The organism is Vibrio sp. D3 (assembly GCF_043995865.1).
GTDB lineage: Bacteria > Pseudomonadota > Gammaproteobacteria > Enterobacterales > Vibrionaceae > Vibrio > Vibrio diabolicus.
The window spans coordinates 1,570,890-1,585,720 of sequence record NZ_CP171887.1; the positions used below are offsets into that span (position 1 = coordinate 1,570,890).

Annotated in this window: 17 protein-coding genes; 10 read left to right on the forward strand and 7 right to left on the reverse strand. The window is 42.6% G+C overall.

Annotated elements, in window-relative coordinates:
• Nucleotides 1–14: 14 nt before the first annotated feature.
• The gene (locus ACHFJ9_RS15215; protein WP_005394270.1) at nt 15–335 is read right to left on the reverse strand and encodes an STAS domain-containing protein; all 321 of its coding nucleotides are present in this window, start codon (nt 333–335) and stop codon (nt 15–17) included.
• A gap of 423 nt (nt 336–758) precedes the next feature.
• Between ACHFJ9_RS15215 and ACHFJ9_RS15220 the strand changes: the two genes are divergently transcribed.
• Nucleotides 759–1,604, forward strand: a complete 846-nt coding sequence (locus ACHFJ9_RS15220; protein WP_048626372.1) for a DNA ligase — start codon at nt 759–761, stop codon at nt 1,602–1,604.
• Between the two features lie 15 nt (nt 1,605–1,619).
• Here ACHFJ9_RS15220 and ACHFJ9_RS15225 read toward each other — a convergent pair whose 3' ends face one another.
• A complete protein-coding gene (locus ACHFJ9_RS15225) occupies nt 1,620–2,618 on the reverse strand; it encodes a DUF3080 domain-containing protein (RefSeq protein ID WP_395357373.1) in 999 nt (332 codons plus the stop codon).
• Nucleotides 2,619–2,751: 133 nt separating this feature from the next.
• Nucleotides 2,752–4,122, reverse strand: a complete 1,371-nt coding sequence (locus ACHFJ9_RS15230; protein WP_124008853.1) for an MATE family efflux transporter — start codon at nt 4,120–4,122, stop codon at nt 2,752–2,754.
• Nucleotides 4,123–4,516: 394 nt separating this feature from the next.
• Here ACHFJ9_RS15230 and ACHFJ9_RS15235 point away from each other — a divergent pair, with 394 nt between their 5' ends.
• Nucleotides 4,517–5,128, forward strand: coding sequence for a riboflavin synthase (locus ACHFJ9_RS15235; protein ID WP_054867079.1), 612 nt, complete (start codon nt 4,517–4,519; stop codon nt 5,126–5,128).
• A gap of 75 nt (nt 5,129–5,203) precedes the next feature.
• On the opposite strand, the gene ACHFJ9_RS15240 is transcribed toward ACHFJ9_RS15235, so the two are convergent.
• Nucleotides 5,204–5,398 (reverse strand): CPXCG motif-containing cysteine-rich protein, encoded by a 195-nt coding sequence (locus ACHFJ9_RS15240; protein WP_005396219.1) that lies wholly within the window; start codon nt 5,396–5,398, stop codon nt 5,204–5,206.
• A gap of 253 nt (nt 5,399–5,651) precedes the next feature.
• The gene (locus tag ACHFJ9_RS15245) at nt 5,652–6,518 is read right to left on the reverse strand and encodes a fructosamine kinase family protein (RefSeq protein ID WP_005396217.1); all 867 of its coding nucleotides are present in this window, start codon (nt 6,516–6,518) and stop codon (nt 5,652–5,654) included.
• A 224-nt stretch (nt 6,519–6,742) separates the two neighbouring features.
• On the opposite strand from ACHFJ9_RS15245, the gene ACHFJ9_RS15250 reads away from it, so the two are divergent.
• The 3 genes from ACHFJ9_RS15250 (at nt 6,743) to ACHFJ9_RS15260 (ending at nt 9,214) form a co-directional block, all read left to right on the forward strand.
• Nucleotides 6,743–7,717 (forward strand): response regulator, encoded by a 975-nt coding sequence (locus tag ACHFJ9_RS15250; protein WP_395357377.1) that lies wholly within the window; start codon nt 6,743–6,745, stop codon nt 7,715–7,717.
• Nucleotides 7,717–8,679 (forward strand): GGDEF domain-containing protein, encoded by a 963-nt coding sequence (locus ACHFJ9_RS15255; protein ID WP_005396213.1) that lies wholly within the window; start codon nt 7,717–7,719, stop codon nt 8,677–8,679. Before ACHFJ9_RS15250 ends, ACHFJ9_RS15255 begins: the two co-directional genes overlap by 1 nt.
• Before the next feature lie 190 nt (nt 8,680–8,869).
• Complete coding sequence (locus ACHFJ9_RS15260; RefSeq protein WP_005396212.1) at nt 8,870–9,214, forward strand: DUF3802 family protein; 345 nt, start codon at nt 8,870–8,872, stop codon at nt 9,212–9,214.
• A 44-nt stretch (nt 9,215–9,258) separates the two neighbouring features.
• Here ACHFJ9_RS15260 and ACHFJ9_RS15265 read toward each other — a convergent pair whose 3' ends face one another.
• Nucleotides 9,259–9,753: an NlpC/P60 family protein gene (locus tag ACHFJ9_RS15265; protein ID WP_005396208.1), complete on the reverse strand. Its 495-nt coding sequence runs from the start codon at nt 9,751–9,753 to the stop codon at nt 9,259–9,261.
• A 134-nt stretch (nt 9,754–9,887) separates the two neighbouring features.
• On the opposite strand from ACHFJ9_RS15265, the gene ACHFJ9_RS15270 reads away from it, so the two are divergent.
• From ACHFJ9_RS15270 to ACHFJ9_RS15290, 5 genes are all read left to right on the forward strand, one after another.
• Entirely contained in the window at nt 9,888–11,906 is a 2,019-nt protein-coding gene (locus ACHFJ9_RS15270) for a methyl-accepting chemotaxis protein (RefSeq protein ID WP_395357380.1), read from the forward strand.
• A 207-nt stretch (nt 11,907–12,113) separates the two neighbouring features.
• Nucleotides 12,114–12,533 carry an NUDIX domain-containing protein gene (locus ACHFJ9_RS15275; RefSeq protein ID WP_395357382.1) on the forward strand — a complete coding sequence of 140 codons (420 nt, stop codon included), beginning with the start codon at nt 12,114–12,116 and terminating at the stop codon, nt 12,531–12,533.
• The gene (locus tag ACHFJ9_RS15280; RefSeq protein ID WP_065646733.1) at nt 12,523–12,936 is read left to right on the forward strand and encodes an NUDIX hydrolase; all 414 of its coding nucleotides are present in this window, start codon (nt 12,523–12,525) and stop codon (nt 12,934–12,936) included. The genes ACHFJ9_RS15275 and ACHFJ9_RS15280 overlap by 11 nt, the downstream gene beginning before the upstream one ends.
• Before the next feature lie 201 nt (nt 12,937–13,137).
• The gene (locus tag ACHFJ9_RS15285; RefSeq protein ID WP_258627417.1) at nt 13,138–13,518 is read left to right on the forward strand and encodes a hypothetical protein; all 381 of its coding nucleotides are present in this window, start codon (nt 13,138–13,140) and stop codon (nt 13,516–13,518) included.
• 47 nt (nt 13,519–13,565) lie between these two features.
• Nucleotides 13,566–13,796 (forward strand): hypothetical protein, encoded by a 231-nt coding sequence (locus tag ACHFJ9_RS15290; protein WP_395357385.1) that lies wholly within the window; start codon nt 13,566–13,568, stop codon nt 13,794–13,796.
• 90 nt (nt 13,797–13,886) lie between these two features.
• On the opposite strand, the gene ACHFJ9_RS15295 is transcribed toward ACHFJ9_RS15290, so the two are convergent.
• On the reverse strand, nt 13,887–14,708 hold the full coding sequence (locus ACHFJ9_RS15295; protein WP_012841839.1) for a sterol desaturase family protein: 822 nt from the start codon (nt 14,706–14,708) through the stop codon (nt 13,887–13,889).
• Between the last annotated feature and the right edge of the window lie 123 nt (nt 14,709–14,831).

Sequence of the window (14,831 nt, forward strand, 5' to 3'; positions counted from 1 at the left end):
TTAAACCGGTATTTTTAGTGTCCTTTTGAGTTAACGGGAATAGCATGGTTAATACGAAGCAAGCTCATGATTTCTAAAGGTTGGCCTGATACGTTTTCAATACTCATGCTTCTTTCACGTTCAACTAGACGCTTATATAAGTAAACAATGGCACCAATCCCTGAAGAATCAAGAAATTGGACGTGCTGTAGGTTAATTTCGACTTCTTTGTGATGATTGTCGTGAATTACTTCATCAATGTGATGTTGTGCTTGTCGACAGCCACTTGCGTCTAAGTCACCAAAAAACTCAATGGCTAATTTGTCTTGATTAATTTCTAGTTTGCGTAATTCCATGACTCTATCTCCGTTTGTTTTCTCTACTTGGATATAGAGCAGGTAACGTGCCAGATTTAAATGCAAATAAAATCAAATGGTTATGATTTTTTGTTGATGTCATTCAAATTGAGAAGGAATAGGTTCTCAATTTGAGAATCAAAAACGCATAGACAAACGGCTTGCTCAGGAGAGGTGTCGAATTAAGATCGTTCGCTAAAGCAAGAGTCTCATCGAGATTAGGTTGCGACTTGATTTGAGACTCACCCATCTTATTGTGAACAATGTGTAAATATTAAATGCAAAATCTGTCTAAAGTTTATGATTGTCCTTGCAAATCATTACTTAAGTTGATTGTTCTGAGTCGAAGAATGACTAGTAACAAATAGGTCATCGAGAGGAGTTACGGTTCAATAAAGGCGCTTTTTTGTACAAGGTCTTCTTATGCCATTAAAAATGACATTAATCGCGCTGGCTGTTATGACAGCGTCTTCTCAGCTTCAAGCTGATACTTCTCTCACGCCTCCAGTTTCTCTTGCGCAAAGCTATCAAGATGGTATCGATGTATCTGAATACTGGTATAGCGAAAAACTCGACGGCATTCGCGCCTATTGGACAGGACAACATCTCGTGACGAGAAATGGTAACCGAATCTACGCTCCAGATTGGTTTATAGATTCACTACCTGACTATCCGTTAGATGGTGAGCTATGGGCGGGACGAGGCAATTTTCATCTCGTACAACAAACGGTTTTGGATAAAACGCCTGTGGAGTCAGCTTGGCGAAACATTGATTTTATGATCTTTGATATGCCGTATTCTGCTGGTGATTACCGGAAGCGTTATTACAACATCAAAGACTTAGTGCTCGAAGTAGACCAACCTCATATCAAATATGTCGAACACCGAGCGATCCAAAATGAAGCCCACCTGTTTACGCAATTGGATAAGATTTCAATATCCGATGGTGAAGGGGTGATGCTACGTAAGGTATCAAGCCGTTATCAAGCTGGACGTGGAAGTGATTTACTTAAACTGAAACGATACGCGGATGATGAAGCGCTAGTCGTGGGCTATAAGCCAGGCACGGGGCGTTTATTGGGTATGATGGGGGCGATGTTAGTTCGCTTGCCAGATGGTACAGAGTTTTACATCGGTAGTGGGTTTACCGATGAAGTACGCCGTCAGCCCCCAAAAATAGGTTCAACCGTCACGTTCAGGTACAACGGTTTTACTCATACCGGTAAACCACGTTTTGCCCGATTCTTGCGTGAGAGGCTGAAGGAATAGAACGCTCTGCACTTACTAGTTGCCAACGGTTACGCCGCATCGCTTGAAGAGACCCTGCCAAAACTGAACGTGGTTTAGGGTTTCTTGTCTAAAGGTTTTGTGTGCTTCTTTTAGGCCATATTGATGACCATGAAGTTGCATACGCTTTTCTATCAAGGTGGCGCCATCATGAAGTTGCTGATAGGTACTGTCTAAATAGGCTAAGTAAGGTTGCACTTCTTCAACGTAAATGGATTGAAAGACATTTCTTAGGTAGCGGAACTGGGTTACGTCTCGGTTTGGCCCGCACAATACATTGCTCTGATTCTGCTCAAGTAGCTGAGTTGTCACTTTTAACCAAAGGGATGTGTTTACCATCGAATAGTAAAGTCGTCCGATTAAACGAGATTTCTCTAGCTCTTCTTGATATTGCACAATCTCAATATCGGGCAGACGTGAAATGGCGCGATGAGGCAAGCCGTACATCTCACTGAAAAGACGATAGACGTCGTTAATACGTGCAATATCATTCGTCGTTTCTTGAGATAGCCAATCCGACGCCGTTAGCTGCTTTTGCATTGCATCACTCGCGAGTAGTAAGTTGTCGAGATGAATGTCTAAATGTTGCCACTTAGTCGAATAAAGCTCTGTCAATGTAGCGCGTTCTTCATCGCTAAGCGGAAATTCGGATAGACATCGATTCATGACTCGTAACAGTGAAGTTTGGTAATCAAAATCATGAAATGCATCCTGCACCTTACCAAGTTGCGAGTTTTTCTCGGCAAGTAGATTGAATAATCCACACTGGCGTAATTGGTAGCTTTCTAGTAAACCAATCGATAGCCTGGGAAGTGGCTCGAATAAGTCGCGTTTTGCAGGTATGGTCACCGTAGGTTGCGATTCGATTGGAAGAGTAGGAGCGTCCAACACATTGGCGACACGTTGGTGATACTTGTCAAACATGGCGTTTTCTGGGTTGAACCAGTTATCGCAACCGTTAAGAAACAAGACTAAAAACAATAAAATAGACCGCACAAATATCCTTTTTATAACTTCGTATTCGTCACCAAAAGAGCAGGCTGAACTGACTCACAAGCTTGCTATAAGTATACTCAACAGCGTTATTATTCGATCAAAAAAGCCAGCGTGTGCTGGCTTTTTCTTATTATCACTGAACTGAAAAGTTCAATTGCACCTCTGGTTCTTGGCGGTGCATCCAGCGCATTCTTACCCCTAACATAAGTGCGGCAGAAGAAAGGCCGATGATAAAGCCTAGCCAGAAACCTTGCGCTCCCATTGGCTCGACGATCCAGTCTGTGCGGCCAAGTACGTAACCCATTGGTAAACCAAGAATCCAGTAGGCGATAAACGTACGGTTGAAGATGGCTCGCATATCTTTATAGCCACGCAGTGCACCTGCCGCGATTACCTGAACTGCGTCCGTACATTGATAAACAGCAGCAAATACGAGCAGTTGCATCGCTAGAGTGATGACCTCAGGGTTGCTAGTGTAAAGTTCGGCGATCCATTCACGAGACAATACGGTTAATATCGCTGTAAGAACAGATAAACCTAGACCAACCATTATGCCCACTCGTGAAGCAACGCGAGCGCCATCAACGTTTTCTTCGCCAAGTCGGTGTCCGACACGAATACTCACTGCGGCACCGATACTCATTGGAAGCATAAATACTAGCGACGAGAAGTTAATCGCAACCTGGTGCGCCGCAACGATGATTGGTCCTAGTGGTGAAACCAATAGTGCAACGACAGCAAATAGTGTCACTTCAAAGAACAGCGCTGCTGCAACAGGAAAGCCGAGCTTGAACAGACGAACTTGCGCTTTCCATTGTGGTCGATGCCATTCACCAAATAAGTTGATGCTTTTAAGTCGATCTGATGTCATTACATAAAGCAATAGTAGGGCAAACATGACCCAGTAAACAATCGTGGTTGCAACACCACAGCCAACACCGCCTAATTCAGGTGCACCAAACTTGCCATACACGAAAATCCAGTTTAGAGGAATGTTGAGCAGTAAACCGATAAAGCCAATGACCATTGCTGGTTTCGTCAATGACATACCATCCGTAAAGCTTCTAAGCGTTTGAAAAAGCAAGAAGGCAGGGACTGCTAAGATAACAGCATGAATGTACCCCACTGTTTTTTCTGCCATCAGCGTTTCAACATCCATAAATCCGAGAATAAATTGGGTTTGAAGCAGCACTGCAATAATCGGCACACTGATCAACAATGCCAAAACGACGCCTTGTTGAATTTCAAACGGGATTTTTACTCGACGACCAGAGCCATTTAACTGTGCGACAACAGGGACTAACGCCATTAACAAACCCACACCAAATAAAATGGATGGAAGCCAAATACTTGAAGCGACAGAAACCGCAGCCATGTCGGTGGCACTAACGCCTCCGGCCATAACGGTATCAACAAACCCCATACCAGTTTGAGCAACAGATGCGATCAATACCGGGGTCGCCAATTTGATGAGACTTGATGCTTCTTCTTTATAGCGATGCACGAAAAATACTCCAGAGCGGAACAATAAGTTGAAAGAATGAGAGCGCTCGAGGACAAAAGATGTGGTGAACTGATCTGATGGTTGATTTTAGTCACGATAAGGTGAAAAAATGCCTCGGAGAAACTCCGCGCAAATGATAAACAATTGTATGTTTATATTCCATAGTTAGGTTGCGAATAGTGGATAACACTAACTTAATGCTCGCTAAGCTCAGGATACGCTAATACTGAGAGCTGTAATAAATCATGTTAATGTAAGAAGCATGTATGAGAACAAGGCTCCATTTTTCAATAGGTCGTTGCTCTATAATCTACAGGTTTTATCTCGATACACAGTGCTGTGCTTCAGGCTCTGTCATCGATTGCAGCTTGTATGAAATCAATAGGTAAAAAGAATGTTTACAGGAATAGTTCAGGGTACGGCTAAGGTCGTTAAAATTGATAAAAAAGAACGCTTTCAAACGCATGTTGTCGAGTTAAGCGATGAGCTTTGTAAAGGATTAGAAATAGGGGCATCTGTCGCTCACAATGGCTGCTGCCTGACCGTGACCAATATAAATGGCAACCTTATCAGCTTTGATTTAATGCAAGCGACATTGGCTCTCACCAACTTAGGCGAGCTAGTTGAAGGTGACAGCGTAAACATTGAGCGAGCTGCCAAGTTTGGTGATGAAATTGGCGGACATAGCATGTCTGGCCATATTAGTTTGATGGCTGATATTGTCGAGATCATCGATACGCCTAATAACCGCACTATTTGGTTCCAACTGCCGCAAGAATCAATGAAATATGTGTTAGCGAAAGGCTATATCGGCTTGGATGGTTGTTCTTTGACGATTGGTGAGGTTGAAGCGTGTCGTTTTTCAGTACATCTAATTCCAGAAACCTTGCAACGAACACTCTTTGGAGTAAGACAAGTAGGGGACCGCGTTAATATTGAGTTTGACCCTCAGACTCAGGCCATAGTTGATACTGTTGAGCGAGTTCTCGCAGCAAAACAGCTTTAGAATGATAAAAAGGAGCCAAGCGCTCCTTTTTAATTCAAGTGACTTTGTGTTTCCAACGCTTACATGCTCGAGTTGTTATTCGTAATTGTCATCGATAAACAGTTCGACTTTATCTTGCAGCTCATCTACTCGCATATTTAAGTGAATGGCATGGCAACAAGCTGGACAATCATCATAAAACTCTTGGTCACCATTACTTGCATCTAGTGTAATGCCGATTGAATGTCCACAATGGGGGCATTTGACATGCCTTTCGGTATAATTTTTCATACAACAACTCCTAATATCGCAGGGCTTTTAAACACTCTATTCTTTAAGGAAGTACAGCCCTTCACTTACTTTGCCTACAAGGAAAATAGGCACAATCCAAAGTTAAGTCTCCTTTGATATTAGGTGGAGTTGTTGCTAATTGAGTCGAAATAAGTATAAAACTTGACCCCAAACTCAACCTTGAGCTTAGGGTCATTTTCTGTAGTGATGTGCCTCGAGGTTTTACATCTTGAAATATGCAGTGGCTTCCAAATTAATAAGAAATAATTTTATTAATAACTTGTTGAGCCTGCTCCAAGTAATGGCCGCCAAATAAATTGCAATGGTTGAGAACATGGTAAAGGTTATAGATATCTTTACGCTCTTGATAACCAGCAGAAAGTGGCATAACAGATTCATAACCTTGATAAAATTCCGGCTGAAATCCACCAAAAAGCTCAGTCATCGCAATATCACACTCCCTGTCACCCCAGTAGCAGGCGGGGTCGTAACAGATAGGGCCACATGCCGTGAGAGCCGCATTCCCATTCCATAAATCGCCATGCAGCAAGGAAGGCTCTGGAGCATGGTTTGCTAGCAGTTGTTTTACGACATCTATAAAGTCGTCGATATCAACTAAAGTGACGCCTTTTTCTTTAAGGAGCTGTAATTGCCATCCTATGCGTTGTTCAGCAAAGAAGACACACCACTTCTTGTGCCACTTATTGGGTTGTAGAGTGGATCCGAGATAGTTATCCGTATCAAAACCAAATTCCTTTTGCTCGCCCCATTGATGAAGGTGAGCTAATTGCTGTCCTAATTTAAAGCTGTTTGGGCCATCTTCTAATGGCTTTGTTGGAAGGTAGTTAAGAATTAGGAATGAGGCGTTTTTGGTTTTACCAACCAACACAACCTCTGGAACAAATAGGGTAGATGTCTCGCGCAAAAGATGCAGACTTTCTGCCTCAACTTCAAACTTAGACAAAAACTCGCGATCGTTAATTTTCACGAAATAGCGCTGTTCGCCGTCATTGATCATGTAGCTTTCACTGATATCCCCACCAGACAGTCTTACTTTTTCCGTGATCTGGTACTCGAATAATAAAGTATCAGAAAGCTGTTGCGATATTGCTTGCCACATACAAAACCTCGCGAATCTATTTGACCACCAACAGTTTAGGATAAAAAGCAAGGTGTTGGCGCTACGTTGAGCATACTTCGTAAAGAAACCTTCCTCTCAGTGTAGTCAATTTGTATAAATGTGAATCAAATCGCTTATAAGCCTCTGATTTGTCGGCATAGCATATGGAGATGAACGTATACAACAGGTATTATTATTTTTTTGACGTTAGTTCCATTGGTGACATGAAAATACTGATATGTGATGACTCAGCGGTTGCAAGAAAGCTCATTGCGCGCTCCATCGTACAAGATACATCATTGCACCTGATCGAAGCTCAAGATGGGTATGAGGCGCTAAATATTCTTGCGGAGCAAAATATCGATATTTTGTTTCTCGATTTAACGATGCCGATCATGGACGGTTTTGAAGTCCTCGAGTCATTACCTGTTAGTCACTACCAGACTGAAATCGTCATTATTTCTGGAGATGTTCAACAAGAGGCAAAACAGCGCTGCATAGAGCTAGGTGCTCAAGCTTTTATCGCTAAGCCTCTGACAGAAGAGCAGGTGATACCGCTCTATGAACAATTGGGGCTGCACTATGCGTTCAAGCCTAGCCATTCGATTGATCCTAAAATCCAGATTTGCGAGGAGTTCTCCTCATTAGCCAAATTCCGCGAGATTGCAAACATTGCCCTTGGTAAAGGGGCTGCGATTATGGCAGACCATTTACACGAGTTCATCCAACTTCCTGTTCCACATGTTGGTCCGTTATCCTATGGCGAACTTCATATGACGCTTGTCGACGTTGTTGGGCGTGATGGCTCCGTCGCGGTTGCGCAGAGGTTTGTTGGTGGCGGTATTCATGGTGAAGCTCTGGTGTGTTTACGTGGTAGAGACATCAATCAAATTGGTGAGAAGTTAGGCTATCTGCTTGAGTTTACACCTCATAATGAAATCATTTTGAATATCTCGAACTTACTGGTTTCTTCATTTCTCACATCGTTAGGGGATCAGCTCGACAAGCAATTCTCACTTCGTCAGCCAGGCATTGTGGATACGTTAACGCCTTACTGTGAAGAGCAGGGTGAATTAGGTGAGCTGTTTACTATCGAATACACCTACATGGCAGAAGCGCTCGATTTTGAGTGTGAGGTACTGTTTTTAATTGATAAACCATCCGTAGAAATTATTTATGAAATCATGGAGCTAATCTAATGTCCGATATTACGCTGGACATAGCAGACTTTCATTGGGTCACACAAATTCTCGATACGATGGATTCAGGGCTTATCGTGTTGGATCAAGAGTATAAGGTCTGTGTGTGGAACAGTTTTATGCAGTCATACAGTGGCGTTCTGTCACAAGAAATCCTTGGCCAATGTTTATTTGATCATTTTGAAGAGCTGCCAAAAACTTGGCTAGAAACCAAGATAAAAACCGCCGCCGATCTGGAAACTCGTTCCTTCTCTAGCTGGGAAAACCGACCGTACCTTTTTAAATTCAACAATTTTTCTCCGGTTTCAAACAGCAGTGATTTCATGTATCAAGACATCGTAATCACCCCGTTAATCGGGCTCTCAGGAGAGGTCAGCCACATTGCTATTCAAGTGAATGATGTCTCTGAAACGGCAAGAAATCGCATTCATTTGAAAGAAACAAATCAACATTTGTCTGAAATCAGTCGCAAAGATGGTTTAACAGGTTTATTTAATCGTGCTTATTGGGAGCAATCGCTGAAAGAAGAGTTTGCTCACCTAAAAGTTATCGACGGACCATGCTCATTAGTAATATTTGATATCGACCACTTTAAAAAAGTGAATGATACCTATGGTCACCCGACGGGAGATGAAGTCATTCGTCGTACTTCTTCGTTATTAAGAAAGACAGCAAGAAGCAGTGATGTGTGCGGTCGTTTTGGCGGAGAAGAGTTTACGGTATTGCTTCCTCATACGAATCAAGAACAAGCTTGCTATTTCGCGGAGCGTTTACGTAAAAGAATTGAGCAAGAGATCGTGAAAGTGGAAGATTTTTTGATTAATTACACGATAAGTATTGGTGTTTGCGAGTATAAACCTTATTTTGAAACTCACACTCAATGGTTAAAGAGTGCCGATGCTGCGTTGTATCGTGCAAAAGAAAACGGTCGTAACCAAACTTGTTTGCATGAAAATGACTGAAATACAAAAAGGTTTGAAGAAACCCTGTATCCGAACGCAGTGAGGCAAAGCGCAATTGTTTGAAAAACATCCAGTTGGTTCGTGAATGTTTGTTAATATGAAATAAGTTAATGAAATTTTCTCGGCATGTCTTACTATTGAAACTATTCCGCTTTCAGCTTCGAAGGCTTGCAATAAACGGAGAAAAACAGTGGTTTTAGAAACCGATGGATATCTCGCTCTTATCGAGCACTTGTCGCTAAATCTAGATATTTTCACGACTGAAATTGGCGACACTGGATCCGAAAGCATCGAAGATGTCGTCACCGATATGGTGGCTTCAAACATCATGGCGATCTTTGAGCAAAACCCAGAGCTTCACTCAAGCGTACGCTTCAAATTACTAAAAGAAGCGGATGCGGTTGTTGAAGATCTTGGTGAGATATTGGCTGGTGTATGGCATAAAAAAGCGACTAATGAACAGATCACGTTCCTTGATGAATACATCGCTTTGGTTAAAAACCTATTCGATACTGCCGTTGCTACTTACGATTGATATTGTTTGATACCAGTCATCTCCAATTCTAAAAGTAAGAAGAGTTACATTGTAACTCTTCTTACTTGCCAAAACTTAGATGCCCAGTATGGGTTGTCGATTCTTGAAATGATCACACCTTTAGACGTTGACGCATGCATGAACTGCTTGTTACCCAAGTAAATCCCTACATGATAGGTCGTCCGTCTTGTCTTAAAAAACACCAAATCTCCTTGTTTGGCGTCCGTCCAATTTAATTCCACACCTTGTTTCGATTGTTGTCTCGTTGTCCTGGGTAACGATAGCTGATAAGCCTCGACAAAGGCTTTTTGCACAAATGCCGAGCAATCAATACCAGATTTTTGTGTGCCGCCTAAGCGATAAGGTGTGCCATGCCATTCTGTATAAAACTGGAACAAGTCAGGGTTATTGTCCAATAACTGATTTGTAGGTGTTGTCACTTGCACTTGCTCGCTAGGTTCAGGCCCAGAAGAGCAGGCGCTTAGTAGCACACTGATTATCAAAGGAAAATATACTCGACGCAAATCACCACCTGTCATCTCTACGACTCACAACTGAAATATTAGTGTCATAACCAATCCATAGTATGGGCTGCAAATCACGGTTTTGTCTCACAAATGTGACGGAATCACTGCAAAACCGATTCAACCTTAAGAAAGAATAAAAATTGATTATGGCAAAGCGAAAACGCTCACGCACATCACTTTCACTGATTCAGGCTGTTAGTGCAACATTTTTAACTATCATAGCTCTTGTTATAGCCCTTTCTGTCTCAAGTTTCAAAGGAATGGAACAGGTAGGAGAGCAATTTGAAGACTTGTCGCAAAAAGCGTTACCAATCGCGATGGCGAACGCAAAGTTAACCAGGAATGTATTGGAGATGGTTAAGCTACTCAACCATGGTATGCAAATTACTGAGCCAAAAGAGTTGCCTCTAATAAAAGAGCAAATCGATTCACTTGCGACTCAAAGTAAAAGTTTGGTTGGAGAAGCTTCTGGTGTTGCTGAGCAACTCTCTGAGGAGTTAGATACAAATTTAGCGCGTTTACATAACATCACGCAGTCCATTTTACTGAAGCAATCTTCAGTGATAAAAATTCAAATGGATATTGATGCAGGAGTTGGCGGGTTCCGCTATGGACTCAGCTCTATCGGCCCGGAAATGAATCGAATTAGCTCGTTTCTTAGTGCCGAAAATCCTGAATCGAGTGATGCCGCCAACCGATTTATTGCCTCAGCGAGCTCAATGGAAAGCACGTTCTTAGTAATGATGATGCATTCTGAGCTGAGCAAAGCCGAAAAAGAATACCGAGAAATGCGTAACCGTATTGCAGGTATTAATCTCGCCTATGAAGATTTCCAGTCTTTACATCCAGAAGTAAGCGAATACGCAAGCCTAACGGCACCGTACGAGATGGTGAAGCAAGGCTTTAGTGAAAAGGGCGTGCTGCGTTTGATCCTCGCCAAACTAGAACAAGGGGAACTGCAACGTTCAGAGTTTAAACAGGCTTCGATTCTTGCGGATGAAACCATGCGGTTGCTTGATCAAATATCACAAGCTGCTGGTGAGTTGATTGCGGATAAAGAGAGTGTGGTCAATGACACTATTCAGTCAGTGAGTGTTATGATCGTTTTTGCAGCGTGTGTGATTTCTTTCATTATTCTGATCACTTGGTTCAGTCTGAAGTCATGGACAAACCGAGGGTTAAGGAATGTACTAACGCGTCTTTCAGCACTTACCGAGCATGACTTTCGTGACAATGCAGATGAGGTCGGCCCTTATGAGCTGAAAGAAGTAGCACGAAAGTTGAATCAAGTGATCGATTCCACACACGATTCCATTCAAACGGTGACGCGCAATTGTGAAATGCTTTATCAGACGGCTGAAGTAAGCCACAGTGCAGCTGAACAAACGAGCGATGGGCTGACGACACAAAATGAAGCATTGGCGAGTATGATCACGACCATTACGCAACTTGAAGCCTCCATTCGTGAAATCGCAACAGTGACAAATGCCTCGTCACAGGACTCGATGCTTGCTACCCAGCACACTGAAAAAGGCGTTCACGTTGTGGAACAAAACCGTGAACGTTTGGAATCACTTGAAAGCTCTTTGGATATGAATGAGCGATCTATGTTAGAACTAGACCAGCGTGTTAAGCAGATTCGTGAAATGGTCGATATGATCAGTGGTATTGCTGACAACACAAACTTGCTTGCTCTCAACGCAGCAATAGAAGCCGCTCGAGCTGGTGAACAAGGGCGTGGGTTTGCAGTTGTCGCGGATGAAGTCCGCAAACTAGCAAGTGATACTTCTCAACAAACAACGAACATCCGAGCAATGATGATTGAGCTTATTACCGCAGCAGAGCGTTCTCGCCAAGCGGTAAGTGATTCAAGAGAAGAAATGGCCCATGCGCTGCAGTCCAGCAATGAAGTGAAATCAACATTCTCGGATATCAACCTTGCGGTTAAACACATTCAAGAACGTGTTGAGCAAATCTCAGTTGCTACAGAAGAACAAGAACGTGCGACGGCGGACGTGTCTCAATCCATCAATAATATTTCCGAGCTTGGAGAGCGTACAAAGTTACAACTTGAATCCATGGTAGAGAGCTCTGAACAAGTGGCAGAAATTGCAGGGCATCAACAAGCGATGTTGCATAAATACGAGCTACATCAGTCCGCATAAGTGACATGTTTTCATCTTCTAAAAGCAGAACTTCGGTTCTGCTTTTTTGTTGCTTCTACTCATCCTCTCATTGCTATTCAAATCGCAAAAGTGAGTTATATCGCATCTTGCTCATTTCTTAAGGGCTGAGTTATCACTACGTGGTGTTAATGGTATCTCGGTGAAACAAGATGACTAGAATGTTGTCCGAATTCAAAGGAATGAATCATGCAATTATTACAAAGAGCTAGGCTTATACTGGTTAATCATCAGCAAGAACTTTTGCTTATTCAGCGTTTTCAAAACGATAGACACTATTGGGTTTTCCCCGGTGGCAGTGTTGAGGTAGGAGAGCAGCCTGTTGAAGCCGCGAAAAGAGAAGCGCTGGAAGAAACCTCATTGAAACTCAATTGGGTTGAGAAGGCTTTTGAACTCGAAAATCAAGGGCGCTTAGAAACCTATTTTCTCTCTTATGTCGGGAACTCAAAAGTGAAACTGGGGGCTGGGCCAGAGCAAATCAGAAAATCAGATGTTAATCAGTACCATTTAAAGTGGGTGCGTGTAGAGCAACTTCATGCGATTCCTTTATATCCAGAACAAGCCAAAGCTTTCTGCTTAAACAACGAGGAGTGGTTTTGTGATCGATAAAGTTTGTCCCGTCGTTCTGCGTAAGCAAAACCAAGAGCTCCTACTTTTTAAACATCCGTTGGCGGGTATTCAGCTCGTCAAGGGCACTATTGAGACGTTTGATGAAAGTTACATCACGGCTGCAAAGCGGGAGCTTGCTGAAGAATCTGGAATTACGCACGTTATCTCCGCTCGGTATTTATGCTCATGGGACAGTGGCTTTCAAAATCAAGTATGGCACTTTGTTTCGTGCGAGTGTGCTGACCTAGCGGATTCATGGACGTTTCATACGCAAGACGATGGCGGACATGATTTTGCGTTCTTTTGGCACGATATAGGGAGCGATATTTCCTCACAAGCGCATACCGTTTTTCAGAACGCACTGGAAAAAGTTCGAAAACTGATAGACCAAGGAGCGGTTTGAATGAGACTTCTGTTCTAACATTGGTGTATTTGAGCGAAATGCCAAAGCTAACACTATGCTTCTATCAGGAGCGAATAAATTTCTTTCGCACGCCTCTCGTACTGTTTAAAGGCACTGTCGATCTCAAAAATGGCTATGAGATTACAAATGTTTAACTGACTTCTATATGCTTTGCGCATTCATTCAGATAAGGAAACGATAATGGATAAATTCGTCGTGTTTCTCTTATGCCTTTTTATGACAGTTGGCGGTGTGGTTCATCTTTATGACAACATTGCTAACGGTTTTTTGCCTTATGATTTTGCGCCACGCTGGTTGAATATTTATTGGAGCTCGTTGGGGCTGTTAGACTTACTAGCGGTGTATCTGTTGGTGAAGCACCTTCGTTCCGGATTAGTACTTATGCTATTGATTCTGACGACCAATGTTATTTTTAGCTCGCACGCTCACTATACATTAGAAATATTGGACAACAATGCCGCACTTCAAATGAAAACACTCTTTTTAGGTTTTTCATTCGGCGTATCTATCTGGTTATGGAACGCGCGTAAACATCGACAATCACGCCAGATATTTCGTTAACTTTCACTTTTCATCACTCAATTAAGGATAGTAAACAGGGATTCGTTATGAACGATTTTAAAGACTTGGCCAGTTTCGCTGGTTTCAGCGTATTGACAGGTTTAAGCTTTGGTACCACTTTCTTCAGTCTGGCTTTTCTATACAGCTCAATAGAAGTACAACAAGCAATGAATACTAATGCTTTGGTGTGCACGGTGCTTGGTGTGGTTGGTTTATTTGTTGGTATTACTCAGTTAAACAAAAAACGTCAACTAACGGAGAGTGAATCCACTAGCTAGCATCGCAAGGATGAAGTGGTGTTTAACTGGTTGGTGTTTAGGTTTAGTCTATTCGCTTTGTTTACGCACTTCATCCACAAAAACTTTTCTTCAACTGTTGCGCCTTCTTCGGTTATAGCGAAAAGGTTGAGTTAACAGCTTGTCTAATCGTTGTTCTGCTTCATTCCTAATTTCCGGTATACCAATTACGACATCATCATGGCCAAGTTCAGGCTGAGCTCGATATGTCCCAAAAAGTCGGTCCCAAACAGAAAGGAAGAAACCGAAATTCGAGTTGGTTTCTTTTGCTATCACGGAATGATGAACGCGATGCATGTCTGGCGTCACTATGACGTTTCGCAGTTTCTGATCCGCTGATAAAGCCAGTTTTGCATTACTGTGATTAAACATCGCACTGGCATTGAGCACTATTTCGAATACCACGATAGCGATAGGAGAAACGCCTAAGATAAATACAGTGGCAATTTTGACACCCATCGAGATGATGATTTCGATGGGATGAAAACGTGCGCCAGTAGTGACATCAATGTCGAGATCGGCATGGTGCATTCGATGAAGCTTCCACAGTGGCTTTACATAGTGAAAGACCACATGCTGAACGTAAATGACGAAATCAAGCAGAATAACCGCTAGAAGCACGTTTAACCAAGCGGGCAGGGAGAGCAAATTAAATAGTCCCCATTGTTGCTCCTGAGCGATAATTGCAGCTTGAAAGGCGGCGATAGGCATGACTAACGCAACAATCAAGCTATTCACAGCAACCAGTGATAAGTTATTGACCCAGCGAAACCCGCGTGAAGCGGTAAGTGTTTTTCTCGGCAGTTTGTTTTCCCAAAGGGCACAAAGTAATAATACGCCGAGAAAAAAGCCTAATCTTATCCACGAGGGATCTTGAAACGTCGTTTCTGTCACTGTCATTTCCTTATTTATTACTTTATCTATGACCGAGATAAGGGTGAAATTATTTCAACAAACAGTAAGGTGCGTTGAAGGGCTTATCTTGAGGCGAAACCATAATGTCAGTAGAATCGCGCT

Bases quoted from the DNA above. Each gene is read 5' to 3' on its own strand.
- ACHFJ9_RS15250 (WP_395357377.1), top strand. From the start codon at position 6,743: ATGAAAATACTGATATGTGATGACTCAGCGGTTGCAAGAAAGCTCATT.
- ACHFJ9_RS15255 (WP_005396213.1), top strand. From the start codon at position 7,717: ATGTCCGATATTACGCTGGACATAGCAGACTTTCATTGGGTCACACAA.
- ACHFJ9_RS15235 (WP_054867079.1), top strand. From the start codon at position 4,517: ATGTTTACAGGAATAGTTCAGGGTACGGCTAAGGTCGTTAAAATTGAT.
- ACHFJ9_RS15285 (WP_258627417.1), top strand. From the start codon at position 13,138: ATGGATAAATTCGTCGTGTTTCTCTTATGCCTTTTTATGACAGTTGGC.
- ACHFJ9_RS15270 (WP_395357380.1), top strand. From the start codon at position 9,888: ATGGCAAAGCGAAAACGCTCACGCACATCACTTTCACTGATTCAGGCT.
- ACHFJ9_RS15245 (WP_005396217.1), bottom strand. From the start codon at position 6,518: ATGTGGCAAGCAATATCGCAACAGCTTTCTGATACTTTATTATTCGAG.
- ACHFJ9_RS15240 (WP_005396219.1), bottom strand. From the start codon at position 5,398: ATGAAAAATTATACCGAAAGGCATGTCAAATGCCCCCATTGTGGACAT.
- ACHFJ9_RS15290 (WP_395357385.1), top strand. From the start codon at position 13,566: ATGAACGATTTTAAAGACTTGGCCAGTTTCGCTGGTTTCAGCGTATTG.
- ACHFJ9_RS15215 (WP_005394270.1), bottom strand. From the start codon at position 335: ATGGAATTACGCAAACTAGAAATTAATCAAGACAAATTAGCCATTGAG.
- ACHFJ9_RS15220 (WP_048626372.1), top strand. From the start codon at position 759: ATGCCATTAAAAATGACATTAATCGCGCTGGCTGTTATGACAGCGTCT.
- ACHFJ9_RS15275 (WP_395357382.1), top strand. From the start codon at position 12,114: ATGCAATTATTACAAAGAGCTAGGCTTATACTGGTTAATCATCAGCAA.
- ACHFJ9_RS15265 (WP_005396208.1), bottom strand. From the start codon at position 9,753: ATGACAGGTGGTGATTTGCGTCGAGTATATTTTCCTTTGATAATCAGT.